Origin of the sequence: Halopenitus persicus, assembly GCF_002355635.1 — an archaeon.
Taxonomy (GTDB): Archaea; Halobacteriota; Halobacteria; order Halobacteriales; family Haloferacaceae; genus Halopenitus; species Halopenitus persicus_A.
The window spans coordinates 174,970-199,565 of the sequence record NZ_AP017558.1 but is presented as its reverse complement, the minus strand read 5'-3'; the positions used below and the strand labels follow the sequence as shown (position 1 = coordinate 199,565).

At 67.2% G+C, this 24,596-nt stretch carries 28 protein-coding genes and 2 tRNA genes; 15 read left to right on the top strand and 15 right to left on the bottom strand.

Going from position 1 to position 24,596, the window contains the following annotated elements; genetic code table 11:
- Positions 1-181: 181 nt before the first annotated feature.
- From CPZ00_RS00960 to CPZ00_RS15195, 3 genes are all read left to right on the top strand, one after another.
- Complete coding sequence (locus CPZ00_RS00960; protein WP_096388954.1) at positions 182-1,300, top strand: DUF7096 domain-containing protein; 1,119 nt, start codon at positions 182-184, stop codon at positions 1,298-1,300.
- A 214-nt stretch (positions 1,301-1,514) separates the two neighbouring features.
- Positions 1,515-2,270: a DUF7345 domain-containing protein gene (locus CPZ00_RS00955; protein WP_096388953.1), complete on the top strand. Its 756-nt coding sequence runs from the start codon at positions 1,515-1,517 to the stop codon at positions 2,268-2,270.
- Positions 2,271-2,390: 120 nt separating this feature from the next.
- Positions 2,391-3,536 carry a hypothetical protein gene (locus CPZ00_RS15195; protein WP_157744144.1) on the top strand — a complete coding sequence of 382 codons (1,146 nt, stop codon included), beginning with the start codon at positions 2,391-2,393 and terminating at the stop codon, positions 3,534-3,536.
- A gap of 59 nt (positions 3,537-3,595) precedes the next feature.
- On the opposite strand, the gene CPZ00_RS00945 is transcribed toward CPZ00_RS15195, so the two are convergent.
- From CPZ00_RS00945 to CPZ00_RS00935, 3 genes are all read right to left on the bottom strand, one after another.
- Positions 3,596-4,069 carry a redoxin domain-containing protein gene (locus tag CPZ00_RS00945; RefSeq protein WP_096388952.1) on the bottom strand — a complete coding sequence of 158 codons (474 nt, stop codon included), beginning with the start codon at positions 4,067-4,069 and terminating at the stop codon, positions 3,596-3,598.
- 138 nt (positions 4,070-4,207) lie between these two features.
- Positions 4,208-4,867: a helix-turn-helix domain-containing protein gene (locus CPZ00_RS00940; RefSeq protein WP_096388951.1), complete on the bottom strand. Its 660-nt coding sequence runs from the start codon at positions 4,865-4,867 to the stop codon at positions 4,208-4,210.
- A 139-nt stretch (positions 4,868-5,006) separates the two neighbouring features.
- A complete protein-coding gene (locus CPZ00_RS00935; RefSeq protein WP_096388950.1) occupies positions 5,007-5,270 on the bottom strand; it encodes a DUF2249 domain-containing protein in 264 nt (87 codons plus the stop codon).
- Between the two features lie 131 nt (positions 5,271-5,401).
- Here CPZ00_RS00935 and CPZ00_RS00930 point away from each other — a divergent pair, with 131 nt between their 5' ends.
- The 5 genes from CPZ00_RS00930 to CPZ00_RS00910 all read left to right on the top strand — a co-directional run bounded on the left by CPZ00_RS00930 (position 5,402) and on the right by CPZ00_RS00910 (position 8,283).
- The gene (locus CPZ00_RS00930; protein WP_096388949.1) at positions 5,402-5,848 is read left to right on the top strand and encodes an SRPBCC family protein; all 447 of its coding nucleotides are present in this window, start codon (positions 5,402-5,404) and stop codon (positions 5,846-5,848) included.
- A 96-nt stretch (positions 5,849-5,944) separates the two neighbouring features.
- Positions 5,945-6,304 (top strand): CGCGG family putative rSAM-modified RiPP protein, encoded by a 360-nt coding sequence (locus CPZ00_RS00925; protein WP_096388948.1) that lies wholly within the window; start codon positions 5,945-5,947, stop codon positions 6,302-6,304.
- Between the two features lie 21 nt (positions 6,305-6,325).
- Positions 6,326-7,015 (top strand): molybdopterin-dependent oxidoreductase, encoded by a 690-nt coding sequence (locus CPZ00_RS00920; RefSeq protein ID WP_096388947.1) that lies wholly within the window; start codon positions 6,326-6,328, stop codon positions 7,013-7,015.
- 200 nt (positions 7,016-7,215) lie between these two features.
- Complete coding sequence (locus tag CPZ00_RS00915) at positions 7,216-7,818, top strand: hypothetical protein (protein ID WP_096388946.1); 603 nt, start codon at positions 7,216-7,218, stop codon at positions 7,816-7,818.
- Between the two features lie 177 nt (positions 7,819-7,995).
- Positions 7,996-8,283 carry a HalOD1 output domain-containing protein gene (locus CPZ00_RS00910; protein ID WP_233255113.1) on the top strand — a complete coding sequence of 96 codons (288 nt, stop codon included), beginning with the start codon at positions 7,996-7,998 and terminating at the stop codon, positions 8,281-8,283.
- 1 nt (position 8,284) lies between these two features.
- On the opposite strand, the gene CPZ00_RS00905 is transcribed toward CPZ00_RS00910, so the two are convergent.
- Together CPZ00_RS00905 and CPZ00_RS16210 are read right to left on the bottom strand one after the other, a co-directional pair.
- A complete protein-coding gene (locus CPZ00_RS00905) occupies positions 8,285-8,989 on the bottom strand; it encodes a DICT sensory domain-containing protein (RefSeq protein ID WP_096388945.1) in 705 nt (234 codons plus the stop codon).
- Positions 8,986-9,384 carry a DUF7344 domain-containing protein gene (locus CPZ00_RS16210; protein WP_096388944.1) on the bottom strand — a complete coding sequence of 133 codons (399 nt, stop codon included), beginning with the start codon at positions 9,382-9,384 and terminating at the stop codon, positions 8,986-8,988. Before CPZ00_RS16210 ends, CPZ00_RS00905 begins: the two co-directional genes overlap by 4 nt.
- A 237-nt stretch (positions 9,385-9,621) precedes the next feature.
- Here CPZ00_RS16210 and CPZ00_RS15690 point away from each other — a divergent pair, with 237 nt between their 5' ends.
- Together CPZ00_RS15690 and CPZ00_RS00885 are read left to right on the top strand one after the other, a co-directional pair.
- Positions 9,622-9,927 carry a hypothetical protein gene (locus CPZ00_RS15690; protein ID WP_199243371.1) on the top strand — a complete coding sequence of 102 codons (306 nt, stop codon included), beginning with the start codon at positions 9,622-9,624 and terminating at the stop codon, positions 9,925-9,927.
- A 40-nt stretch (positions 9,928-9,967) separates the two neighbouring features.
- Positions 9,968-10,855: an RNA ligase family protein gene (locus tag CPZ00_RS00885; protein ID WP_096388943.1), complete on the top strand. Its 888-nt coding sequence runs from the start codon at positions 9,968-9,970 to the stop codon at positions 10,853-10,855.
- 92 nt (positions 10,856-10,947) lie between these two features.
- Here the strand turns inward: CPZ00_RS00885 and CPZ00_RS00880 are convergent, their stop codons facing one another.
- Together CPZ00_RS00880 and CPZ00_RS00875 are read right to left on the bottom strand one after the other, a co-directional pair.
- Positions 10,948-12,018 (bottom strand): pyridoxal-phosphate-dependent aminotransferase family protein, encoded by a 1,071-nt coding sequence (locus tag CPZ00_RS00880; protein WP_096388942.1) that lies wholly within the window; start codon positions 12,016-12,018, stop codon positions 10,948-10,950.
- Between the two features lie 32 nt (positions 12,019-12,050).
- Positions 12,051-13,490, bottom strand: a complete 1,440-nt coding sequence (locus CPZ00_RS00875) for a hypothetical protein (protein ID WP_096391547.1) — start codon at positions 13,488-13,490, stop codon at positions 12,051-12,053.
- Positions 13,491-13,603: 113 nt separating this feature from the next.
- On the opposite strand from CPZ00_RS00875, the gene CPZ00_RS00870 reads away from it, so the two are divergent.
- Complete coding sequence (locus CPZ00_RS00870; RefSeq protein WP_096388941.1) at positions 13,604-13,813, top strand: YgaP family membrane protein; 210 nt, start codon at positions 13,604-13,606, stop codon at positions 13,811-13,813.
- Positions 13,814-13,887: 74 nt separating this feature from the next.
- Here the strand turns inward: CPZ00_RS00870 and CPZ00_RS00865 are convergent, their stop codons facing one another.
- From CPZ00_RS00865 to CPZ00_RS00850, 4 genes are all read right to left on the bottom strand, one after another.
- Complete coding sequence (locus CPZ00_RS00865; RefSeq protein ID WP_096388940.1) at positions 13,888-14,760, bottom strand: ABC transporter ATP-binding protein; 873 nt, start codon at positions 14,758-14,760, stop codon at positions 13,888-13,890.
- A complete protein-coding gene (locus CPZ00_RS00860) occupies positions 14,757-15,644 on the bottom strand; it encodes an ABC transporter permease (protein ID WP_096388939.1) in 888 nt (295 codons plus the stop codon). Before CPZ00_RS00860 ends, CPZ00_RS00865 begins: the two co-directional genes overlap by 4 nt.
- A 16-nt stretch (positions 15,645-15,660) precedes the next feature.
- On the bottom strand, positions 15,661-16,680 hold the full coding sequence (locus CPZ00_RS00855; protein ID WP_096388938.1) for an ABC transporter substrate-binding protein: 1,020 nt from the start codon (positions 16,678-16,680) through the stop codon (positions 15,661-15,663).
- A 184-nt stretch (positions 16,681-16,864) separates the two neighbouring features.
- Complete coding sequence (locus tag CPZ00_RS00850; protein WP_096391546.1) at positions 16,865-17,644, bottom strand: MOSC domain-containing protein; 780 nt, start codon at positions 17,642-17,644, stop codon at positions 16,865-16,867.
- Between the two features lie 345 nt (positions 17,645-17,989).
- Between CPZ00_RS00850 and CPZ00_RS00845 the strand changes: the two genes are divergently transcribed.
- The 3 genes from CPZ00_RS00845 to CPZ00_RS00835 all read left to right on the top strand — a co-directional run bounded on the left by CPZ00_RS00845 (position 17,990) and on the right by CPZ00_RS00835 (position 20,265).
- Entirely contained in the window at positions 17,990-19,159 is a 1,170-nt protein-coding gene (locus tag CPZ00_RS00845; protein WP_096388937.1) for a pyridoxal phosphate-dependent aminotransferase, read from the top strand.
- A gap of 168 nt (positions 19,160-19,327) precedes the next feature.
- Positions 19,328-19,882: a DoxX family protein gene (locus tag CPZ00_RS00840; protein WP_096388936.1), complete on the top strand. Its 555-nt coding sequence runs from the start codon at positions 19,328-19,330 to the stop codon at positions 19,880-19,882.
- Between the two features lie 50 nt (positions 19,883-19,932).
- Positions 19,933-20,265 (top strand): hypothetical protein, encoded by a 333-nt coding sequence (locus CPZ00_RS00835; protein WP_096388935.1) that lies wholly within the window; start codon positions 19,933-19,935, stop codon positions 20,263-20,265.
- Between the two features lie 61 nt (positions 20,266-20,326).
- On the opposite strand, the gene CPZ00_RS00830 is transcribed toward CPZ00_RS00835, so the two are convergent.
- A tRNA-Glu gene (locus CPZ00_RS00830) sits at positions 20,327-20,401 on the bottom strand.
- Positions 20,402-20,630: 229 nt separating this feature from the next.
- Positions 20,631-20,704, bottom strand: a tRNA-Tyr gene (locus tag CPZ00_RS00825).
- A 197-nt stretch (positions 20,705-20,901) separates the two neighbouring features.
- Between CPZ00_RS00825 and CPZ00_RS00820 the strand changes: the two genes are divergently transcribed.
- The gene (locus CPZ00_RS00820) at positions 20,902-21,939 is read left to right on the top strand and encodes an MBL fold metallo-hydrolase (protein WP_096391545.1); all 1,038 of its coding nucleotides are present in this window, start codon (positions 20,902-20,904) and stop codon (positions 21,937-21,939) included.
- Between the two features lie 35 nt (positions 21,940-21,974).
- On the opposite strand, the gene CPZ00_RS00815 is transcribed toward CPZ00_RS00820, so the two are convergent.
- Together CPZ00_RS00815 and CPZ00_RS00810 are read right to left on the bottom strand one after the other, a co-directional pair.
- On the bottom strand, positions 21,975-23,939 hold the full coding sequence (locus CPZ00_RS00815; protein WP_096388934.1) for a DEAD/DEAH box helicase: 1,965 nt from the start codon (positions 23,937-23,939) through the stop codon (positions 21,975-21,977).
- Between the two features lie 40 nt (positions 23,940-23,979).
- The gene (locus tag CPZ00_RS00810; RefSeq protein ID WP_233255111.1) at positions 23,980-24,594 is read right to left on the bottom strand and encodes a hypothetical protein; all 615 of its coding nucleotides are present in this window, start codon (positions 24,592-24,594) and stop codon (positions 23,980-23,982) included.
- Positions 24,595-24,596 lie beyond the last annotated feature (2 nt).

The window sequence follows — 24,596 nt, the reverse complement described above, 5'->3', positions numbered from 1 at the left end:
GGCCCGGATCGTCACTCGGTTCCGATCGTCCCGAACCGACGTCCGCGCCGACCGAGCTCCGCCGTCCTGCTATAAAGTCGAGACCACCCGACGGAATCCGATTTAATCCGGATTAAACGTTCCAAAATCGGCTCCACGGTCGTCCATTTATATACCCTTCCCGGTCCTTGCGTCGAGTGCAATGAACCGACCTGCGACACTGCTGATCGCGATCACGCTCGTCGTCTCGGTCGTGGGTGCTGCACCCGCCGCCGCGGCCGGTCTCGACGGGCACGCGAGCACCGACGCGACCGCGATCGAACCGCTCGATGGGGATCGAACGCAGGTCTCCACCGATAACGAGACGACGGAAACGGAGACGACGGAAACGGAGACGACCGAAACTGAAACTGAAACCGACGAAGAGACGACTGAAACCGACGACGCCGAGAACGACACCGCGGACGCTAACGAGTCGGACGACGTCAGCCCCGGCGAACGTCTCTCGGGCGTCGTGGGCGTGCAGGCGGCCGAGATCGACGGCGAGATAGAATCCCGTGCGTTCGGGCTTCGGATCGCCAGCGCGGTCTCGAACGGCTCGAAGGCAGACATCGTGTCGGAGTCAGTCGAGAACACCTCCGAGCGGATCGCTGAGCTCGAGGACCGACAGGCTGAACTCGAGGCACAGTACGAGAACGGCACGATCTCCCACGGCGAGTACCGGTCACGAACGGCCCGGATCGCGGCCGAACTCCGGACGCTCGAGCGGATCTCGAACCAGACCGCCGACACTGCCAACGAGCTCCCGCCCGGGCTTCTCGAGAAACGCGGCATCAACGTGTCCGCGATCGATGAGCTCCGGCGCAACGCCAGCCAGCTTCGCGGAAACGCCTCCGTCATCGCCGGCGACATCGCCGGACCGCCCGAGGGCATCGGCCGACCCCTACACGCAGGCCCTCCCGAGGAAGCCGGTCCTGACGACGATGCCGGCCAGCCTGACGATGCCGGCCAGCCCGACGATGCCGGCCAGCCCGACGACGCGGGACGACCGGATACTGCCAACGAGGATGATACCGACGAAACGGACGACGACGCGACGACCGACTCCACGTCGGCCGAAACCGACGACGGTTCGACATCCGACGACGGATCGACAACAGACGACGGTTCGACATCCGACGGTGTCTCCGACGACGGGTCGGATGACACCGCTGATGACGAGACCGGCGCCGGCTCCGCGGAAAGCGGCTCCACCGACGGGAGTTCAGCCGGCGGATCCTCCCAGGGTGGTTCCGCACAGGGCGGCCCCGGTGGGAACTAATGACGTGGGATGGTCGACATACGAACCCACACACTCGAAGCCGATCATCGATGGGGACATCACTGCCACACGCGCACGAAGTTACTGATCCGATGTTGGATGGGCAGTTGTGGAATGGACTGCTGGTGAATGGACAGCTGTGGGATGGACTAGTTTTGAACCGACAGCTGTGGACCGATGAGCCGCTGGCTGCGCAGTCGTGGGAGGCTTGCATATGAGTGCCTCGGCCGGCTCCCGATCGTGGAGTCGGATTCTTGCGGGAGGACTCGCGTTCCTCGTTGCCTGCAGTCTGTTCGTGGGCGCGTCCGGGTCCGTCGCCGCGACCGATCACCCCGCGGATGAGTCCGCGTTCGTCGTCGACCTCGAGGACGACGGCGACGCAACGGTGATCCTGCGTCTCACCTACGACCTCGAAACCGACGATGAACGCGCCGCCTTCGAGGCTCTTCGAAACGACTCGGCCGCACGAACCGACCTCCGTGACCGGTTCGCCTCGCGAATGCGGTCGGTCGCCAACGAGACGACGACTGACGTCGACCGCGCGACGTCGATCGACGACAGCTCGGTCGATCTCACTGCTTCCGACGGCATCGGCGTCGCCGAGCTGTCGGTCCGGTGGACCGGCCTGGCGGCGACGACCGACGGATCGATCGTCCTCACCGAACCGTTCGCGAGCGGCTTCGAGCCCGACCGGCAGTTCGTCGTTGAGGTCCCCGACGGGTACTCGGTGACCGAAGTTGGTCCCGACCCCGCCACCGTCGAAAACGGAACCCACGTCTGGGACGCCGGAACGACTCTCGACGGGTTCGAGATGGTCCTCTCTGCGGAGGACGGATCCGACGCGACCGGCAGCGCAACCGACACGGCGGGCACAACGCGCGATTCCGCTCCCGGGTTCGGCATCGGAACCGCCATCGCGGCGCTGTTGTCGGCAGCCATCGCGATCGGCCGGCGGACACGGTCATCCTGATCGGCCGTCGAGCCTCACCGGCGACGGGCTCCGGGCGACGACTCGGCTCCCGGGGTATTTTGCGGCGGGAGCGCGTTTCGGACCCTAACGATGTCCCGGAGCGCAGCCCCGAGCGACACGATGGCGGAACGGAGCACGGGCTCGACCTGGAAGCAACGGGTGCTGCTCGAGACGGACCGCCGTATGCTCGCCGCGGGATTGATGGCGGCCGTGTTCCTCGCGATCGTGGCCGCGAGCGCCGCGGCGCCGACCCCGTTTCGGTCGCTGATGCGGTCCACGGACGTCATCCACACCCTGTTTCAGGCGCTGACGACGGCGCTCATCACCGGGGTCACCCTGGTCGTGTCGATCAACTCGCTCGTGCTCTCTCAGGAACTCGGGGCCGTCGATGACCAGCGCGAGCGCCTCGACGGCGCGATGGAATTCCGGGAGTCGGTCGCGGACACGATCGACGAGCCGGTGAGCCCCGCGGATCCCGCATCGTTCATCGCGGCGCTCGTTGACGCGTGTGCCGACCGCGCGACCGCGTTTCGGGACGCGCTCGATCAGTCCACGACTGGCGTGGACGACGCCGCCGATGCCGCCGATGCCGCCGATGCCGCCGACGACGCCGATGCCGCCGATGCCGCCGACGACGCCGATGCCGCCGATGCCGCCGACGACGCCGATGCCGACGACGCCAACGACGCCGACGCTGACGACCTCTTCCAGGACGTCGACGACTTCGTTACGGATCTCACCACCCACGCCGACCGCGTGTGTGACGACCTCTCCGGTGCTCAGTTCGGAACCTACGCCGTGATCGGCGCCGCATTGGACTTCAACTACTCCTGGAAGATGTTCCAGGCGCGCCGAATCGGGACCGTCCACGCGGACGCGATCCCGGAGGCAGCTCGCGAGGCACACGAGGAACTCATCGCTGCCCTCGAGCAGTTCGGGCTCGCTCGCGAGCACTTCAAAACGCTCTACTTTCAGTGGGAGCTGATCGCGCTCTCCAGGGCGATGCTGTATACCGCCGTCCCCGCCCTGATCGTAACGATATCGATGTTGCTCTTTTTCGACACGGCGGTCGTCGGGGGGTCGATCCTCGGCATCGACGCCCTGGTGATCGCGGTTGCCGCGGCGACGACGATCGCCGTCACGCCGTTTTTGCTGCTCGTCTCCTTCCTGCTCAGGATCGCGACGATGGCGCGGCGCACGCTCGCGATCGGGCCCTTCGTGCTCCGCCAAGCGGATCGGACGAGCGTCCCCGACGCCGACGAATGAAACGGTCGTCTTCACGCCGATCGGCGGTGCTCTCGTTCTCCCACCGCGGCGGACCCATATCAGGCCGACTTCACGGCCTCGAGTACCGCCGCGTAGTCGGGCTCGTTCGTCGGATCGTCGGCCACCCAGTCGTAGACGACCGCACCGTCCGCGTCGAGGACGTAGACGGCACGGTTCGCGATCCCATAGAGGCCCAGTTCGGCGATGTCGATCTCCAGGTCGTACGCGCGGATCGCGTCGCCGGCCGTGTCGCTCACGAGGTCGAACTCGATGCCGTGTTCCTTGCGGAACGCCCCGAGCGAGAACGGCGAGTCGGCGCTGAGGCCGAGCACGGTCGCGCCGGCGTCCTCGAAGTCGCCGAGCCGCTCCTGGAAGGCGACCATCTCGTTCGTACACGGGGGCGTGAACGCGCCCGGGAAGAACGCCAGCACGACCGGGCCGTTCCCGAGGACGTCGTCGATATCGAACGATTCGTGGTCGCTCGTGCCGATCGTCGCCGTGAAACTCGGTGCGGAGTCTCCTGTAGAAACCATCACCCGCGGATACGGTCTCCTGACTTATAAATGTCGACGCAATTATATTCGCGTTTTGGGACGGCGTGGCCTATGGAGACGGCGTGATCGGGGGACGGCGTGCCCTACGGAGCCGGCGTGATCGGGGGACGGCGTGCCCTACGGAGCCGGCGCCGGCTTCGTGAACGCCGGCCGGTCCCCGCCCTCGAACTCCTTGACGATCCGCTCCTCGGCGCGGTGGAGGATCTCACAGCACGTCGACTTCGCGAGGTCGAGCTCGTCGGCGAGCTCGCCTTGGGTACAGCCCCGCGGGGAGTCGTAGTAACCGAGATCGATCGCGGTCTCCACGACCTCGCTTTGGCGGTCGGTGAGCACGCGGTCGAACCGGGGGCTGTCCCAGACGTGCTCGACGATGAACCGCACCTCCGACTGGTCCAGCTCGTCGGCGAGCGAGGAGAGCCGGTTCCGGGTCGTCGTCAGCTCCCAGTCGACCTCGCCGTCGCGGATCTCGAAGGGCATCTCCACCGGCACGCCGGTCCGGTCGAGGACGCGCAACAACAGCGGCTCGTCGGTCTCGAACTGGATGAGCGCGCGGTCGGTCCCGCGCTGGAACACCTCCACCTCGTGGACCGCCCCGTACTCGTGCATCCGGTCGAGCACCCGATCGGGGTCGCTCGCGAGCACCTCGACGAATCCGACGCCGACGCCGTCACACGACTGCGCCGATCGAACGCGGAAGGTCGCCTCCGGGAACTCCCGGGACAGTTCGCCGATCCAGACGCGCTTCGGCACCGACAGGGTGAGTGATACGGACACCATTTAGGTACTCCTAAAAGACGAACCACAATGAGCGCGGGTGCGAACATATTCGGATCGAACGCCGCTACCGGTTCGAGCTTCCCTTGGCGAGCCGTCCCCGCCGTCCCCGCCGTCCCCGCCGTCCCCGCCGTCCCTGCCGTTACTCCCGCCAGATCGCGGTCACGACGGCGCCGTCGTCCGCCTCGACCGTCTCGTAGACGTAGCCCCGGTCCTCGAGCTTCGGGTAGAGGTGTTGGGGCGCACGGTCGTTCAGCTGGACCAGGACGGTTCCGTCGTCGAGCGCCGCAAGCCGCTCGAGCGTGTCCTTGAGCGGTCGCGGCGGCGGGAGGTCGCGGGCGTCCAGCGTCTCCGTCGGTCGGTCGGTCGGCGCGTCCGTCTCCGAAACCGCCGTTGTCGCCTCCATACTCGACGTTCGAGTCCGACGACCCTCCCGGTTGCGCCGAAAATGTTCGGTCGTCGGCATCGGGTCCCGTGGCGAGAACCGAGGCCGATCAAGCCCCCACATCCTTCCGTCAGGGTCCCGTCTCCCCGCCTATGCAATCCGTCACCCTCACGCGCTGGATCGACGCCGACCCGACGTCCGTCGCCGACGCGATGGCCGACCTGGAACCGTTTATGGCCGCCGCCGGCTTCGACGAGGTGACGGTCGACGGTGACCGGATCGCGGTCGCGAACCGGGTCGGGATCGCCACGATCGAGCTGACGCTCGAGGTCACCGAGGGCCTCGACGGGGACGACTCCCTCGCGGACGCCGAGCCGCCGTTCACCCTCGAATACGTGCAGCGGGAGGGTATTTTCGAGGCGATGACCACCTCCTACACCGTCACGGCCGCTGACGGCGGCAGCGAGGTCACCGCCACGACTGAGTTCGCGCTCGACGTGGCGATCGTCGGGGACGTTTTGGACGCGACGGTCATCAAACGTCAGCGACGCCGTGAACTCGAGGCGCAGTTCGACTGGCTCGAAACGCGGACCTCGTAGGACCCGGGATTCCACCTCACGGCCGTCTCTCCGGTGATGGTGGCTGAACGTATTCGGCTCGGGGTTTTTCAGTGCGTGGACCCAATCTCGGGACGAATGACGAACACGACTCACGACCACGACGATCACGACCACGCCGACCACGATCACGACCACGACGATCACGACCACGACGCACAGCCGGTGACTGACCACGTCCACCACAACTCCTGGTCGGCCAACCTCGAGCGGATGGAACACGCCGACTCCCGGGACCTCGTCGTCGAACAGGCGATCGACGCGATCGAACACACCGCGGCCGACAACCACGTCAACCTGGTCACCCACGGCGCACACGGCCACCCCTCGGAGTACCTCTTCGACCACCTCGAGACGACCTTCGACGACGGTGACCTCGAGTGGGAGTACATCGAACAGTGCGGCTGCGGCGGCCACGTCGTCCGCGTGTACGTGTAGCATGGCGTCGTACGAATCACGATGACTGACACGCCACCCGAATCGGACCCGGTTGCCCCGTCCAACGGCGATGCGACCGACGACCTCGTCTCACACCCCGTCCCGGACGCGGTCCGCGAGGCGCTCGGTGGCTCGAGCCGGTCGCCCGCCGATCCGTCCGCCGATCCACCTGCCGATCCGCTCGCCGATCCGGCCGCGGGGTGGACGCTCCGGATCACGACGTCGACGGGGGTCGACCTTGATTCCGCTCCGGACCAAGCAACCGATTCCGAAGATGACGCCGGCGACTCCGTGACCGTCACGTACGACGACCTGGCGGCACTCCCCCACGAGACCTTCTCGGGGGACTTCTCGTGTCTCGAGGGATGGACCGCGACCGACCTGACCTGGCGCGGTGTTCGAGTCGGTCGGCTCCTTGAGGCGACCGTCGGAGCGCGTGACGGGGGCAGTCACGCGCTCGTCCGCGCGATGGACGGCGAGTACGCCTGCGCGTTCCCGATCGACCGGCTGTCCGAGTCGGTGCTCGCGCTCGAACTCGACGGCGAACCCCTGCCCGTCGAACACGGCGGCCCTGCGCGGCTGGTTCCGCCCGGCGAGGACGCGGACTGCTGGCGTAGCGTCAAGTGGGTCGCGGCGATCGAGGTGACCGCGGAGCCGCCGACCGAGGCCGACACAGCCCGGGAGATCGCGCTCTCCCGTGTCGACGGCTGACGCGGCCCGCACGTCTCGCGGCCGGACGTGGACACGGCCCGCACGTCTTCCGGCCGGACGTGGACACGGCCCGCACGTCTTCCGGCCGGACGTGGACACGGCCCGCACGTCTCGCGGCCGGACGTGGACACGGCCCGGACGTGGACGGGACGAACATATCCGGGAGTAGCCATAGGGCCGACGCGCGCCGATCGACGCGTATGGCCGGCTTCCCCTCACCCTTCGGCGGCGGCGACGACGATCTCTTCGACGACGAGGACGCGTTCGTGCTCGACCACATCCCGAGGCCGGGGCAGTTCCTCCAGGGACACGACGTGTTGACCGACGAGGACCACGTCGCGTTCCATCGGATCACCCACGACTGCTTCGAGGAGCGCAAGGTGTACGACATGACCTTCAACTACAACCTCGCGCGGCTGAACCTCGACACCCGCCATCCGGGCGCGGGCTACCGCTACGCGGAACAGGCCGACGATCCCGAGGTGTTGCGCGCGGAGTTCACCCCCACGACCCCGTTCTGCCCGCAGACGCACACGCTGACGATGGGCTCGTTCCGCGCCTGGAACGGACTGAGCGACCGCCACGAGTACGACCTCGTGCGCGTGCGTGCCGACCGGATGCACCACCAGAGCGAGGCGATCAACGAACAGCTGGTCGAACTGGAGGAGCGGTACCTCGAGACGGGTGACGAGACCGTCGTCCCCGAGGCCGCCGACGACATCGGCTCGAACCCGATGGAACGGTCGATGCAGCAGGAGGGACCGAGCCGCGGCTCGCCCGGGAACTCCGAGGCGCCCTTTTAAGGCACCGTGAGCCGATTCAGGACCCTTTTGACTTCCTCTCCGCCCTGAAGGGGGACGATTCCCCCGTGGGTAACGTAGGCACCCGTCACCGAAGCCGTTCGATCGCTGTCTCAAACACCCCCTCAATCATCGATAGGGCCTTCCCAATCCGATATATTCCTCAGTAGCTTTAAACCAATGCCACCCTACACACTGACTATAGAAATGGGTCGTTCATCGAGAAACGGGTTTGAGGAACCGTCCGACCTCCTGGTCGAGATCGTCGGAACGCTTGAGCGGTATGGACTGGACTGTAACGACTATCAGCTGTACGATTTCGTCGATGTCGAGGCGCTTGCTCAGCTCTTGAACTCCGCGAGCAGCGACATCGAAGTCCGATTCACGGTGGAGGGCATTCAGCTCATAGCAACGCCTGAAGGCGTCACTGTCCCCGTTGACGAAGAGTCCTACGCCGTGCAGCGGTGAATCAAGTCGGCTTGAACGCCGTTGCGATGTCCGCGACGGTCGCCGCATCGTTCGTCCAGAAGCCGCTGTATTCGTCCCGGTCCTCTTCAGCTACCAAGCCGCAGGCCTGTGTCACGTCAGGCCCTCCGTCGTACGCGAGGACCCAGTAGGGGTCGAACCGGGCGGTCCCGTCGGCGTGGTAGGTGACTCCAGGGATCGCCGGCGGAGTCCAGTCCTCAACGCCGTGGATATGGATGTCGAGGTTCGTTTCCGTACCAAGCGTTCGATACACCGCCGTCTGGGATCTGAACGTCGAGAACGTCTGAAAACTCACGTGTAGGGTTCCGTCACCGACACGAAAGGCGCGATCCTCGATCTCCCGACTGACTGCGAGAAGCTCGCGACGATTCATCCCGGTGAACACCGTCCGCTCAAGGATCGCAAAGAGTGCTCGGTATCCCTCGGAGACCCCGTTTCGATCGCCGGGACGGCGGATCGGTGGCTCAAGCAGTCCCTCGATCGCTTCGACGCCAATGATACCCACGACTTCCCCATCGGCTCTGATCTCGATGAACGGGTCCGGACCCCCTTCGGGAAGCGTTCGGGACGCAACGGGAACCCCGTGGGTGACAAGCCACGTCTCGATTTCGGGACGCTCACCCCGCCCGTAGACGGTGACGTGATGGTCCCGCTCCCGAAGCTCGTCGATCAGGGAGGTGAGCGTCATTCCGTGGTTGCAAACCGTTCAGCCTCGATGCTCCGCTGGATGACGTCCACGGTCCGTGGATGAAGCGAACCAAGCTGGACGGTGCCCGCGTCCACGTCGTAGTCTATCAGACCCCAGTCGGCGAGCCGCGGCAGGTGATTGTGCAGTAATTGGAGGCGGATCTCCAAGCGGTCCGTTTGCGTCTGCATCGTTCCCGTGGTGGTCGCCTCCCAGCCGCTCAGGACGGATGCGAGTTCGTCCACGGTACTGTCCTCGTTTTCACATAAATGGTGGAGTAACCGTCGGCGGTGGGGTGAGGCGAGCGCCCAATAGAACCGATCCTCCGCTAATCGCGGAGGGAGATCGCTCGCTGCCGCGTGATTTCGCTGACTCGGGTCCTCCTTTGACCCGTTCATATGATAACATATGTCATCATGGAACAAATAGTTATCTCCGTCCGTTCGATATCTGCTGGATACCCAGTTTTCTACACGAAAGTTAATTATAATTTGGAAACGAGTGCCGGGGTTCCGGCGTCCGCGCCGGAAACACAAGCGAGTAGGGAGGAGCCGTCAACTGCGACGGAACCTCGCGACGATGGCAGCCCGGCTTCTCAACGTATATAGGATACCCGTCCGTATGTGAATACGCAGATGGAGGTCAAGCGTACCGTCCCCGTCAAACTCGACGTACCCGACGAGCGGCGCGACGACCTCCGTACCCCCATCGAACAGTTCAACGACGCCGCCAACTACACGATCGAACACGGGCGCAACGACGACGGCTACCTCATCTTGAACAAGTCGAAGATACACGACCACGCCTCGGGGTTGGGCGACGGTCAACTCGCCCTGAAGTCCGGGACGCTGAACGGGAACGGGGACTACACCCCCGACGACCCATCCGGGTCGGCAGACCGGGAATCCACGGACACGCCCCGTCCTCAGGCGCGAGCGTAAGCGAACGTCGGTGGGGTAGTTGACGTATTCACCACTCCCGATGCACACATACCCGTCCATTCCCCACGTCGAGAACGCCCCCGCCGGCCTCCTCGAGGAGGGGCACCTCTGGCTCCTCGAGCACGTCGACGGCGCACAGCTCCGGTTTCAGCTGCGCGACTCCGGCGCCATCCGGTTCGGCGACCGGAACCGGGTGTACCGGAACCCGGCCCACATCCCCGCGCCCTACCGTCACGCCGTCCGGCACGTTCGGGAGCGGCTCGACCGACGGGCGCTTCGGGAGGCGGTCGCGAACGTCGAGGACGTGACCGTCTTCGGCGAGGCGACCCACCGGCACGCGATCGACTACGACTGGGAGCGGACCCCCTCGTTCCTCGGCTTCGACGTCCGGTCGGGCTCAGACGGCGAGTTCCTCCCCCCGGACGCGGTCGAACGCGTTCTCGAGGCGCTCGGCCTGGCTCCCGTCCACGCCGTCGACCGGGAGGTCCGGGCACGCGATTTCGACCCCGACGCCTACACGGTTCCCCAGTCGGCGTACTACGATGGCCCCGCGGCGGGGATCGTGATACGCGACAAGGCGGGCCGGCGGGCCGTCCTTCCCCATCCCGAGTTCCGCGGCGATGCCGAACCCCCGTTCGCGGCCGCATCCGAGTCCGCACCCGAGTCCGCACCCGAGGCCGAGTCCGTTCCCCCCGATGCCGACGCGGCGGCGGCTCGCTACGCGACTCGGAAGCGGCTCGAGCGCATCGCGTCGCGGCTCGAGAAGGCGGAGCGGACGGTCACCGTCGACGCGCTGTACGACCGCGTTCTCGAGGACATCGATCGAGAGCATCACCATCGACTCCACGACGGCTCGCGATCGATCGATATGGACGACTTCCGCGCCGCCGTCGCCGCACGGACGCGCCGGTTCCTCGACGACCGCTGATCGCGCGGGCGCCGGACGCGAATCCGTTCGCCGCGTTTCTGACTGCTTCGCCGCGTTCCGACCGCCTGCCGTTACTCCACGACCGCCTGCCGTTACTCCACGACCGCCTCGACGGCGTCCATCACGCGGTCCACTTTCTCGACGTCGGCGTTGTACCCCATATGCCCGATCCGGAGGATCTCGTTCGACAGGTCGGCGAGCCCCGTGGCGAGAACGATGTCGTGGTCCGCCTCGACCCGGTCGCGGACCGACTCCGCCTCGCCCGGGAGGTGGAAGGCGGTCACGGTCGGCGAGGCGCGCTCGGGGTCGGGATGGAGGTCGAGGCCGATCTCGCGGCCGCGCTCGCGACAGCGCCGGGCGGCCCGCTCGTGGCGGTCGAAGACCGACTCGAGCCCCTCCTCAAGGATCAGATCGAGTGCGACGTCGAGCGCGGCGACGTTCGCGGTCAGATGGGTGTACGGGAATCCCTCGGAGACGTCCCGCCAGGGCAGGAAGTTCGTGTACAGAGACGCGGGATCGCGTTCCGTCATCCGGTCCCAGGCGCGGTCGCTGATCGCGGCGGTCGTGAGCCCCGGGGGCGCGCTGAAACACTTCTGGGACGCGCCGAGACAGACGTCGATCCGATCGGTCGGGACCGGCGTCCCGCCGAGCGAGGAGACCGCGTCGACGACGCTCACCACGTCGTGGCTCTCGAGACGATCGAGCACCGGATCGAGGTCGTTGAGGGTTCCCGTCGGCGTCTCACAGTGGACCAGCGTAGCCACCTCGATCGGGGCGCCCTCGGCCGCGGCCGCCTCGAGCGCGTCGTCGACCGCCGCCAGGTCGTAGCCCTCGTCGGAGGGGGCCGAGACGACGGTCGCCTCGCCGCCGTACGATTCGACGAAGTCCGCGAACCCGTCGCCGTAGAGCCCGTTCGAGACGCACAGCACGTGGTCGCCCGGCGCCACGAGCGACGCGATCGCGGCCTCGAGTCCGAGTATCCCCTCGCCACCGGGGACCACGACGTCGTGGTCGGTCCCGTAGACCGTCGCGAGCTTGTCACACACCGTCTCGTATCGCTCGGCGAACGCGGCCTCGACGTCCGGATTCGGCTGTTCGGCCGCCATCGCCTCACGCACGGCCTCCGGAACCTCCGTTGGTCCGGGAGTGAATCTCGTTCGCATACCACATTCTGTGACCGGCACCAACATCCCGATTACGATCGGGGACGGTCGGGTGTCCCCCCGTCTCCGGGCCGTGCACCGAGCAGGATCTCCCGAACCGAGTATGGGCTATGGATCCGGAGCACGAGCACGACGTTTCCGCAGAACACCGCGATCCCGACGAGCACCGCCACGCCGCCCAGCATAGCGCCGATCGTGACCACGCGACCCGCTGCCGGGATCGTCCCGGCCAGAACCGTGGGATCGACCGCCTCGAAGAGGTCGACCGCGACGAGCAGGCTCGTTCCGACGAGCAGGCAGGCGAAGTCGATCCGCGCCAGCCGGTCGCTGTAGAGGTCGTCGATCATCGGGACGTCCTCGAACCCGAGCAGGTCGCTGTACCGGTGGACCCAGACGATGAACGGAACGATGTGATAGACGGTCCCCAGCACCACGAATCCGATCACGCCGAGCGTCAGGAGGTGGACCGTCCCGGGGGCGCCGAAGGTCGTCCCGTTCGCGAGGGGGTCCCGCAGCCAACTGGGCAGGGTCACGAGCCCCCACAGCGCTAGTGCCGGCGCGAGCACGGCGTACCGCGAGAGCATCGGCGTCCAGGGGACCCGCGTCTCGACGAGTCGGCGGGCGAGGACGACGCTCATCGCGAGCAGCCCCGCGATCACGAGCACGCCCCCGCCGACGCCGAGCACTCGGCTTCCGGGGGTTCCCGTCCCGAGGAGCCGTCCGGTCGCGAGCGCCAGCACGCCGATCGGGTAGCCGACCTCCTCGATCCGCTTCAGGGAGACGTCGATCCCGTGAAGCTCCGTCTGGGTGAACATCGTCGCGAGCTGGTAGAGCGCGCCGAGGACCGTCGTGAGGACCGCCCCGAAGACCGCGAGGGTCGCGTGCGCCCGAACCAGATCCGGCCGGTCGATCGGGGTCCCGCCGAGGAGCGGCCGGACCAGATCGACCGCCAGAACGATCCCCAGGACGGTGAGGAGCACGAAGAACCCCAGCGCGAGCAGGAAGTGTCGCTCGGTGACGTCGAGGTCCCGCAGGGAACCGACCGTTCGGAGCGTCCGGGCGACGTTGTACGCGAAGACCCAGAACCCGGCCACCATCACTGCACCGAAGACCGGAACCAACGCCAGTCGACCGGTCAGCAGTCCGGTCACGAACCCGAGGAGTCCAACGGTGACGAGCTGCAGCTGGCGGGTCGCGAGCGCCCTGGAGTACAGCTGCACGCCCGACCAGACGGGAACGAACTGCGTCATCGCGCCCATGATCGTCACGCAGACCCACCCCGCCAATAGCAGATGCACGTGTGCGAGCGAGGACCAGCCGGGCGGCGTGCCGATGACCGTCCCGCTTGCCGCGGTCGCGAGTCCGAGCACCCCGCCGGCCACTAGAAAGCCCAACGCGAGCAGAAAATGCCGCAACGGGACCGTCATCGGCGGCTGCTGGTCCGTTTCGACGTTCCCGGGGACGACGCTCATATCGATCGATGATACGGCGTCGTCCGTCCTCCGGCTGTTCGCGAATATGTTCGTCGCCGACCGATGAACGATCGGACACAGCACTCAAGACGACACGAACCATATCTCCGCGTATGAACCGGAACGTCGGCGAGATCGATCGGGCGGTTCGGCTCGGCGCCGGTGCGGTGGCCGGGATCGTCTCCGCGGCCATCCTTGCGGACCGCATCATCGCGCCGGACGTGCTGGCGCTCGTAGCGGGAATCGCGGCGGTCGTCCTGCTCGCGACCGGCTACCTGAGTACGTGTGGGCTCTACGCGGCGTTGGGTATCGACACGCGTTGATGGCCACACAAGAGCGAACGTCGAATCGGGACGCGACACCGGACGATCGGGGTCGCTATTCGGCGCTCCGCCGGTCACCGATCCCCGTCCGCGCCGATACGGTGCCGAAGCAGCGAGACGTACTCGCCGAACCCCGGATCGCCCCGATCGCGCGGCCGGTCGAGGTCGATCCGGATGACGTCCTGGAGGTGTCCGGGGTCCGATCCCAACACGAGCACGCGGTCGGCGAGGGTGACCGCCTCGGCGACGTCGTGGGTGATGAACAGCGCCGTCTTGCCCGTTTCACTCCAGATGTCGAGCAGCTCGCGCTGGAGCATCTCCTTCGTCTGTGCGTCGACCGCGCCGAACGGCTCGTCGAGCAGGAGGAGATCGGGATCGACGGCAAGCGCTCGGGCGATCGCCACGCGCTGTTTCATTCCGCCGCTCAGCTCCGTCGGATAGCTGTCCTCGAACCCCGTGAGCCCGACGAGGTCGATCATCCGCTGCACGCGGTCCCGCTGCTTCGTCCGGCTCATCCCGGCGTGTTCGAGGCCGAACCGGACGTTTCCGGCGACGGTCCGCCACGGGAACAGGTGATACTCCTGGAAGACGACGCCCATGTCCGGCCCCGGCTCCGTCACCCGTTTCCCGCCGAGATGGACCGCACCCTCGCTCGGCTCCTCGAGCCCGGCGATCAGCCGGAACAGCGTCGTTTTGCCGCTTCCGGACGGGCCGATGACGCAGACGAACTCGCCGTCGGCCACCTCGAAGGAGACGTCCTCGAGCGCGCGCACCGTTCCGTTCGGCGTGTCGTAGCGCTTGCTCAGCCCGCGCGCCTCCACGCGCGGCTTGCCGGACACCGACGCGGCGTCCGCGGTCAGCGACGCCTCGTTGGACGGAGTCGTCAGCTCCTCCTGCCCCTCCACGGACGGACCCGGTGACTCCTCGTCGGGGCTCGACCCGGTCATCGCGTCTCACCTCGCCAGACGAGGAGTCGACGTTGTGCCGCCCGGAAGGTGGTGTCGACGAGCAGGAACAGCAGGCTCAACACGAGGATGTAGGCGATCACCACGTCGACTTGGAGGTTGTTCGACGCGCGGAGGATCCGGCGGCCGATCCCCGGGACGCCGAAGATCTCGGCCGCGACGACGAGCATCCAACAGCGGCCGATCCCGGTGCGGATCCCGGTGAGGATCTCGGGGGACGCCGCGGGGATGACGATGTGACGGAGCAGCTTGCGGTCCTCGGAGACGCCCAGCGACCGGCCGACGTCGAGTAAGTCCTCGGAGACGCCCTCGACCCCGCCGTAGGCGGCGTAGAAGTTGATCCAGAACGCGCCGATCGCGATGATGAACGCCGCCCCGGCGTGGTTGATGCCGAACCAGGCGATCGCGAAGCCGATGAGCGCCAGCGGCGGTACTGGGCGCAACAGCCGCACGACGGGGGAGGTGAGGTCGTCCGCGGCGCGACTCCAGCCGGCGATCACTCCGGCGGCCACGCCGAGGGTCGTTCCGGCGATGGTCCCCGGTATCCAGTGGAGCACGCTCTGTCCGATCGCGACCGTGAGCCCGCCCGACGCGGCCTCCTCGATGAACGTCGCCCCCACCGCGATCGGCGTGGGGAGGACGTATGACGGCTGCGTCAGCGAAACGAGGTGCCAGATCACGACGAACGCCGCGAGCCCGACCGCGCCGTATCCCGCGCGACGCGACGCGATCGACCCCGCGATCGATCCCGGGATCGACGATCGGTCGGTCGATCGGGGTGTCCCGGGATCGCCACCAGGATCGCGCGAGCCCTCCTCGCCCGTGATCTCCGCTCCGGCGGTCGTCGTCGTGTCGTCAGTTCCCATTCCCGGTCCGTCCCCCTTAGAGCGCCTCGTAGATGTTATAGTCGAAGATCTCGTCGATCGTTCGTCGCTCGTCGGTCTGATCGTTCGCCTCGGCGAACCGCGCGAACACCTCGGTTCCGCTTTCGATCTCGCGCGGGTCGGTGATGAAGTTCGACAGCGGCGACTCCAGCGCCGTCCGCGCGCGCTCCTCGGGCATTCCGATCCCCTCCTCGACGTGCACGGCGGTCTCGTCCGGATTCTCCTGAATGAATTCCGTCGCCCGCACGTGTGCGGAGAGGAACTGGCCCGCCAGGTCGCTTTCCCGAACCGTGTCGCTCATCGTCACGACCGCGCCGGGCTGGCCGGGCATGATCTCGGCGGCGGTCTTGAACAGCGAGACGCTCGACCCCTCCTCGCTCGCGATCGTCGGCACCGGCTCCATGATCGAGGTCCCGTCGACCTCGCCGTTGGCGATCGCCTGCCAGACCGCGTTCGCGCCGTTGATCTCCGTGATCGTCACGTCCGATTCCGGGTCGAGCCCGAGCCCGTCGGAGAGCCAGTAGCGCAGGAAGACGTCCGGCGTCGACCCCTGCGGGAACGTGCCGAACTCGAAGGGACTGCCCGTCCGCTCCTCCCAGACGGCGAAGGCGTCCGCGCCGTGTTCCTCCCACAGCGACTGGAACTCCTCGTCGGCCATGATCCCCAGCATCTCCTGGATGTTCGCGGCCGTCACCTTCACCGGCAACCCCCGGTCGATCGCGATGATCGACGGGACGATGCCGAACATCGCGACGTCGATGTCGCCCCCGCCGAGCGCCTGGATGATGGCCGGTCCGTCGGTGAACTCCTGGCCCACGATCTCGGCGTCCACGTCCGCGAGGTATCCCTCGCCCTCCATGACGTACCACTGGAGGTCCGGATAGATCGGCATGTGCGCGACCGTCAACTCGTCGAGATCACCACCGGATCCGCCGAGACAGCCGGCGAGGCCGACGGCCGCGGTTCCGCCGGCGGCGGCGAGGAATCGTCGCCGGGTCGACGTCGTCGATTCGTACATACCTCCCGTTCGTGGTCCGCAGGCATTCGGTCGTCGTCGCCGGCGAGTATCGCGGCTATGGAGACGCCACGGAATACGGTTCAACATCCGTTTTGGCGACCTTCAGGTCGTGACATCCCCGATGTTTTGTATTTAAACCGTCGTAGATAGCGGAGATAAGTTCCTGATTAGGCGGCAGCGATCGTCATCGGTTGACGACGCGCACCTCGTCCCCGATCCGGATCGATCCGCCGCGGTCGGTCTCGGGGATTCCGGCGATGATCATCAGCGTGTAGTGGTGGTCGAACGCGTCCGGATCGGCCCAGTCGGGAAACGTCTCCCGCCGCTTCTCGATGAACCGCGTGCGGAACTCCGGCAGCGGCTCGCCGGTGTCCGGGTCGCGGCTCGGAACGACGCAGCGTGCACACGGGGTGACGCCCTCGAACCGGACGCCGCCGACCGTGAACGCCGGCGCGTCGTCTCCCACGAACCGATCCTCCCAGAAGGGCTCGACCTCGGATATCTCCACGTTCGCCCGCAGCCGGCGACGGGCTCCATCGACGGTCAGATCGTCGAACCACGAGGCGACCGCCTCCAGCGTCCCCGTGCTGATGACCGACGGGCCCATATCGGGCCGGTCGACGAACCCGACCGACGAGTTCCGCTCCAGGGTCAGGTCCGCATCGAAGACGTCGCTGAACCAGTCCCCGGCACGCGATCGCTCGTCGTCCTCGTCAAGTGCGAACCGCCGCGAGTCCCCGTTGGGCGTCCCGACGCTGAGCTCGCCGGTCTCGGTGTCGAAGTCGGTCCGGAGCTCGTGTATCCGCTCGAAGTCCTTCCCGTTCACGACCTCGCCGTCGTCGCCGACGAGCCCGAACTCGCGGTCGTACGCCAGCGTTCCGCCCTCCCGGATCGTCGACGTCTCCACGTCGATCCCGTCCAATCCCTTCACCGGAAACACCCGGATCCGCTCGAGCCGTGCCATTACTCCCGAGACGCGCGCGGCGTGCAATAGCGTTTCGCCGAGCGTTTCGCCGAACGCGGCCATCCGGACCGTGGGTTCATCCATCGCTCGACTCTCGTAATCGTTTTGCCCCGTCCCCGCCGAGCATCCGAAACCGAACGCGGCCGGTCGGGACCACCCCGATTCGCGCCGATCCACAACGATGTCACGAACACTCTCATCCCGTTCGCCCGGTTCGTCGGCGATCGCCGCCGCTGCCGGATCGGCAGTCGAACAGCCCGCCGATCAGTCCGGCATCGGCCAGTCCAGTACGGATCGGACGGTCACGTCCCGATCCGGAACGCTCGTCCGGCCGGTGATCCGCGAATGACCGACCGGCGGACGCCCGACGTCGACGTCGGCACCGACCGCACCGACGCGGTCGCCGAGTCGGTGATCCGGGAGATGACGCGCGAGGCGCTGGCTCACGACGCGATCAACCTCTCGCAGGGCATCCCCGACGAGGACGAGACGCCGCCCGCGATCAAGGCCGCCGCGAAGGAGGCGGTCGACACCGACAGCCAGTACACGATCACGTGGGGGCTCCCCGAGCTCCGGGAGACCGTCTCCGAGCGGTACGCCGACTGGAAGGGCGTTCGATACGACCCGGAAACGGAGGTAACGATCACCACCGGAACGAGCGAGGCGCTGATGTCGACGCTCCTCTCGCTCGTGGACGGCGACGACGCCGTGATCTACTTCGAGCCGGTCTACGAGAGCTACATCCCGGCGAGCCAGTTCGCCGGTGCCGAGGCGATCCCGCTCGACATCACCGACGATCTCACGGTCGATTTCGACGCGCTCGCGGCCGCCGCCGAGCGCGCGACCGTCCTCGTTTTAAATACCCCGATGAACCCGACGGGGAAGGTCTTCACCCGGGACGAGCTCGAGCGGATCGAGGAGATCGTCTTCGAGCACGACCTGATCGTCCTCACCGACGAGATCTACGAACACATCGTCTACACGGACGACTACGTCAGTCCCGTCGAGGTCGGTGACCTGGCCGACCGTACCGTCGTCTGCACCGGCATGTCGAAGACGTTCAGCGTCACGGGCTGGCGCGTCGGCTTCTGTCTGGCACCGGAATACCTCTCCGCGGAGCTGCGGAAGGTCCACGACTACACGACGATCTGCGCGCCGACCCCCTTCCAGCGCGCCGGCGTCGAGGCGCTGTCGCTCCCCGACGACTACTACACCGAGCTCTCCGACTCCTACGAACGTCGCCGGGATCTGTTGTGCGACGGTCTCGAGCGTGTCGGCCTCGACCCCGTCCGCCCGGACGGCGCCTACTACGTGATGACCCGATACCCGACCGACGAGTCCGACGTCGAGTTCTGCCGCCGGCTGATCCGCGAGGCGGGCGTCGCGGCGGTCCCCGGCGGCAGCTTCTATACCGACCCCGACGCCGAGTCCGACTGGGTTCGGTTCACCTTCTCCCGGAACGAACCGACGCTTCGGAAAGCGATCGACCGACTCGCGGAGAATCGGTGGTGGTGAGGGCGTGCGCTGCGGCGATGCCAGCGACCGAGCGTGAGCACCGGATGCGACGATGGACGAACCGGATGCGCCGGTGGACGAACCGGATGCGACGACGTCTTGCTGGCGGGTCTTCTCCCTTCGTGATCGGCGAGTGATTTTAAGTTACTATCGGGTCATCGTGCAGATATGGCATCACGAGAAGTCACGCTCGAAAGTACGATCGGCGGGTTCACCGCCCAGGGACAGTTACACACGCTGAGCGTCTGGTTCATCCTGGCGCTCCGGCTGATGATGGGGATCGCGTTCCTCCAGAGCGGCGTCAGCAAGGTGCTCTCCGGCAGCTTCGGTGCGGCCGGCTATCTGCAGAACGCGCCGCCGTCGAACGGGAGCCCGGTCGCGGACCTGTTCGTCGCGATGGGGAACACGCCCTGGTTCGTCTCCTTCGTCGACGTCGCGGTTCCGTGGGGTGAAGTCCTGATCGGGCTCGGCCTGATCGTCGGCTTCATGACCCGGCTGGCCGCCTTCTGGGGGGCGTTCATGATGCTGCTGTTCTACCTCGGCAACTGGGACATCTCCCACGGCTACATCAACGGGGACTTCGCGTACATGCTCGTGTTCCTCTCGGTCGCCGCCTTCGGCGCCGGCCGGATCCTCGGCTTCGATTCCTACGTCGAGAACTACGACCTCGGCGGCGAGACGCTGATCGATCGATACCCGTGGATGCGATACCTCCTCGGCTGAGGACTCCCCCGGCCGGCAGACGTTTGTCCGTGTGAACCGTACTCGTCCGTATGGCATACCGACTCGTGCGCGCACGGCCGAACCACGACCGGCTTCCCGAACTCCGCGACCGGCTCGATGACGGGGAGATCGAACCGATGGAGCCGTTCGGCCGCGCGCTGACCGCCGCCCTCGAACGGGCGAAGTTCGACCCCGAATCCGGTGAGGCCGTCTGGATCGAGGAGGACTACTGCACCCCGCCGCTGGCGATGGAACGGGAAGCGGTCCTCGACGAGTACTTCGAGGACGTCACCGTCGTTTCGGAGGACGTCGACGAGACGGCCGGGTGGAAGCGCCTCGAGGATCTGCCCGAATTCTGGGAACAGCTCTCGAACGTTCAGTGACCGAGCGAACGGCTCGGGAAGGGAACACCGGACGTTGGAAACCGGAACCGAAAACCGAGAATGCTCCGACTGGGATTCGAACCCAGGTCATCGCCTCGAGAGGGCAATATGATTGGCCGGACTACACCATCGGAGCGTGTAGCACGTTCGTCTGAACGCATCAGTCGGTATGGCAGACCGAATTAAAACAGTTCCGTTTCACGGCCGCCGTGGGGCGCTTTGCCGTATCCCGGTGGCAGGCGGGGAGCCTTGCGGTCCGCTTCGGTTCGCCCGCGTCGAACGTCCACTGATGCCTCGAATCGCTCGAGTTTTGCGCCGTCCCCATCGCTGGCGAGGGACAGGGAACGTAACGTCCGAAAGGAACATCCGGACTCCCCGATTTGAACGGGGGGCAAGCCGATCTACAGTCGGCTGCTCTACCAAGCTGAGCTAAGTCCGGTACGGTCCTATCTAGGAGACGACCCGAACTTAAGGGTTCTCTTTCGTCCCGTCTCCGTGGGCCGATCGCACCGTCGAACCCGGCCGGCCGACGAGCACCGCGACGTCCGGATCGACAGTGCGGTGACCTCCGCGTCCACGGCATCGACGACGTCCGGGTCGACAGGCGTAACCCGGTCGCGGCCCCACCGTCAACCGATGACCACCGACGTCGTCCGCATCGGGTTCGGACACGGCAGTCCCGAAGGCGAAAACAGCGCGTATCTGCTGCCGGAGCGCGGCGTCCTGATCGACCCCGGCCCGCCCGGCGATGCGGCCTTCGAGACGCTCCTGTCCGGCATCGACGACGCCGGCCTCGATCCCGTTGACCTCGAGCACGTCCTCGTCACCCACTGGCACGCCGACCACGCCGGATCGGCGCCGCGAATCGCCGAGGCGGCGGACGCGACGCTGTGGATGGGTGCCACGGATGCCCCGCTCGTTCGTGCGTACGCGAGCGAACGTGGCCGCCGGCTCGAGCGCGACGCGGCGGCGCTCCAGGAGTGGGGCGTCCCCGAGGACACGGTCGAGGCGGTCGTGGCCGGCGACTCTCCATCCCCGGTCCCCGATGAAACGGCCGTCTCGGACCTTCAGGACGGTGACGTCGTCGCCGGGCTCGAGGTCATCGAGACGCCCGGGCACACGCTCGGCCACGTCGCGTTCCACGATCGAGCCGACGCGTCCGACGACCATCGACCTGACGCGTCCGACGACCATGGAACCGACGCGGACGACCACCGCGAGGACCGCTACCCGGATCGGGACGCCCTCTTCGTCGGGGACGCGGTGCTTGCAACGTACACGCCGAACGTCGGCGGGGGCGACACGCGACTCGAGGACCCGCTATCGACGTACCGCCGGACGCTCGACCGGCTCGCGGACCGGTACGATCCCGAGTCGACGACCGCGTATCCGGGCCACGGAACCCCGCTCGCCCTCGATGACCGGATCGAAGCGATCCGCGAGCATCATCGCGACCGACGAGGGAACGTCGTCGATGTGCTCTCCGCGCGGTCACCCGCGCCCGCGACGCCGTGGGAGATCGCGCAGGACCTCTTCGGCGAGCTGCGCGGTATTCACGCCAAGATGGGGGCCGGGGAGGCCGCGAGCCACCTCGAAGCCCTCGTCGCGACCGGCGATGCCGAGCTGGTGGACGACGATCCGTTGCGTTATGCGATCGGCGAGTCGGCGGAGTGAACGCCGGTCCGATGGCTGCATCGCGCGGCGATCGGTCAGGACTCGACGGTCGTCTCCCGAACCCGGATCCCCTTCTGCGCCAGATGGCGCATCTGGCGCTGCGCGAACTCCTCCTCGGCGGACCCGCGCGTCGCGAGCACGTACACGAGCGCTGACCCGGCGGGACGCATCGTCCGCCCGGCACGCTGGGCGCCCTGCCGGCGTGATCCGCCGAGCCCGGAGGCGACGATCGCCAGCTCCGCGTTCGGGAGGTCGATCCCCTCGTCGCCCACCCGGGAGACGACGAGCACGCGCCGGTCACCGTCGCGGAACGCCTCGAACAGGCGGGAGCGCTCCGCGTGTCGCGTCTCGCCGCTGATGAACGGAACCGAGAGCTCCTCGGCGATCCGCTCGCCCTGATCGAGGTACTCGACGAAGACGAGCGCCTTCTTTTCCGGCTGAGTCTCGAGCAGGGTGCGTATCTCGGCGACCTTCACGGGGTTGCTTGCCGCGAGCCGGTATCGTTCGCGCCCGTCCGCGCTCACGTACGCGTTGCGCGCGTCGTCCTCGCGCCACGGGAGGTACCGGATCTCGACCTCGGGTTCCTGGACGAATCCCGCCTCGAACAGGGCGTCCCAGTCGGCCCCGATCGGCGGCCCGATGAGGGTGTAGATCTCGTCCTCGCTGCCCGTCTCCCGAACCGGCGTCGCCGACAGCCCCAATCGGTGTTTCGCCTGCAGATCCGCGGACCGCGAGAAGACGGGACTCGGGATGTGGTGGGCCTCGTCGTAGACGATCAGCCCCCACTCCCGGGAGTCGAACAGCTGCCGGTGGCGGTCCATCCCGGCGGTTTGATAGGTCGCGACCGTCACCGGTCGGATCGCCTTCTCGCCGCCGTGATACTGGCCGATCTGCTCCGGGTCCAGGGTCGTGTGCGCGAGCAGTTCCGTTCGCCACTGCTCGGCCAGCTCCCGAGAGGGAACGAGGATCAGGGTCTCGCCGCCGACCGCGGCGAGCGTGCCGATCGCCGCGACCGTCTTGCCGGACCCCGGCGGGCCGACGTAGACGCCCGAGCGCTTCTCGAGGAAGGTCTCGACCCATCCCTCCTGGTACTCCCGAAGGTCGGTCCTCAGGTCGACGTCGATCGGTTCGCCCTCCTCGAGGTCCCTGTCGTCCTCGACCGGGTAGCCCGCCTCGTAGAGCGACCGCTTGATCGCGGCGATCGCCGACTCGTTCGCCCATGCTTCGGTCTCCGAGATCGGGGCACGGAGGTGGTCGTCCGAGAGGTGGTCCTCGGCGACCGTTCCGAGCAGCGACTCGGAGGCCGCCTCCAGGACCACGTAGCCGTCGTCGTGGGTGTACAGTCGGAACCGGTGGGCGCGTTTCCACTGGTCGCGGATCCACTCCTCGAGGTGCTCGTGTCGGTTCGGCAGCACCGATCGGAGGCTTGCGAGCAGTCCGTCGACGTCGTCGAACGGCGCCGCCCACACGTCCTCCTGGCGGATCCGGTAGAGATACCCGCGCGTTCCGGGGTCCGTCCCGGAGGTATCCACGAGGTGTGCGAACTGCGCGAGCTGCGCGCGAGTGTACTGTGTCGGCTGGTCGACGACGATCTCTCGACGACCCGGGAATACGACGACCCGCTCCCGGGTCGCGAGATCGTTCCACCGCTCGGGGTAGAACACGACCGGATCCGATTCCACGTCGGCGCGCCCCACGTCGCCGTTCGCCGCCAGCCGGTCGAGCTCCGTGCGGGCGGTCGATTGACTCACGTCGAGCCGCCGAGCGATCTGCTGGGCCGTGGCGACCGGCCGTCCCTCCGCCTGTAACGCGTCGAAGAACGCTTCCAGCGGGACCGACTCCTCGACCGCGCCTCCGGCATCGTCCCCGTCCCCGGCATCGTCCCCGTCCCCGTCATCGTCCCCGGAACCGTCATCGTCCCCGGAACCGTCCACGACACCGGCGTCACTCGCGTCGGTCAGGACGTCGGAATCGTCGGTTCCGCCGTGTCCGTCGCTCATCGAGCGATCGCAGGAGGCGCTCGCGCAAATGCGTGCCGGCTCACCGACAGTGACGCGTGGTCAGCGTGGCCTTCGACCGGAACCGCCCGCCGCAGTCCGTACACACGACGGAGCCATCGCCCGCCGCGGTTCGAACGCGGTGGTTTCCGACCGTGAACGGCCGGTCAACCTCCCGCGGGCGGATCTCCCCGGGGATCCGTTCGTCCGACCGGTCGCTGAGCGCCGACCGAAGTTCGATGGTCTCGACGTCGGTCTCGTCGAACCGGGACGCGGCACGTGCGGTCTCGGAATCGACGACCTCCGTCCACCCGGTGACGACGACGGGCGAGGGCGTCTCGGTGTCCTCGACGACGACGACGTATCGAACCCCGGCGTCGGTGTACGCGAACCGCCAGCCGTCGCTGGTGTTCCACCGGAGCTGCCCGTGAACGATCGCCTCGCGGACCGCGTCGAAGGTCACGTACCGTCCGGGTTGGGTCACGCGGTCGAGAAAGTGGTCGGTGAACGCGTACGCGGTCGGGTCCCGGATCGGCGGGTCGACCGGGGACCGGTATGCGTGCGATGCCGAGGACGCCCCCTCGCTCGCACCCGTGGGAACGCCCGAAACGATATCGGAAGCCTTGCTGGCCCCCGATCCGTGTCGTCGGGATGCCACTG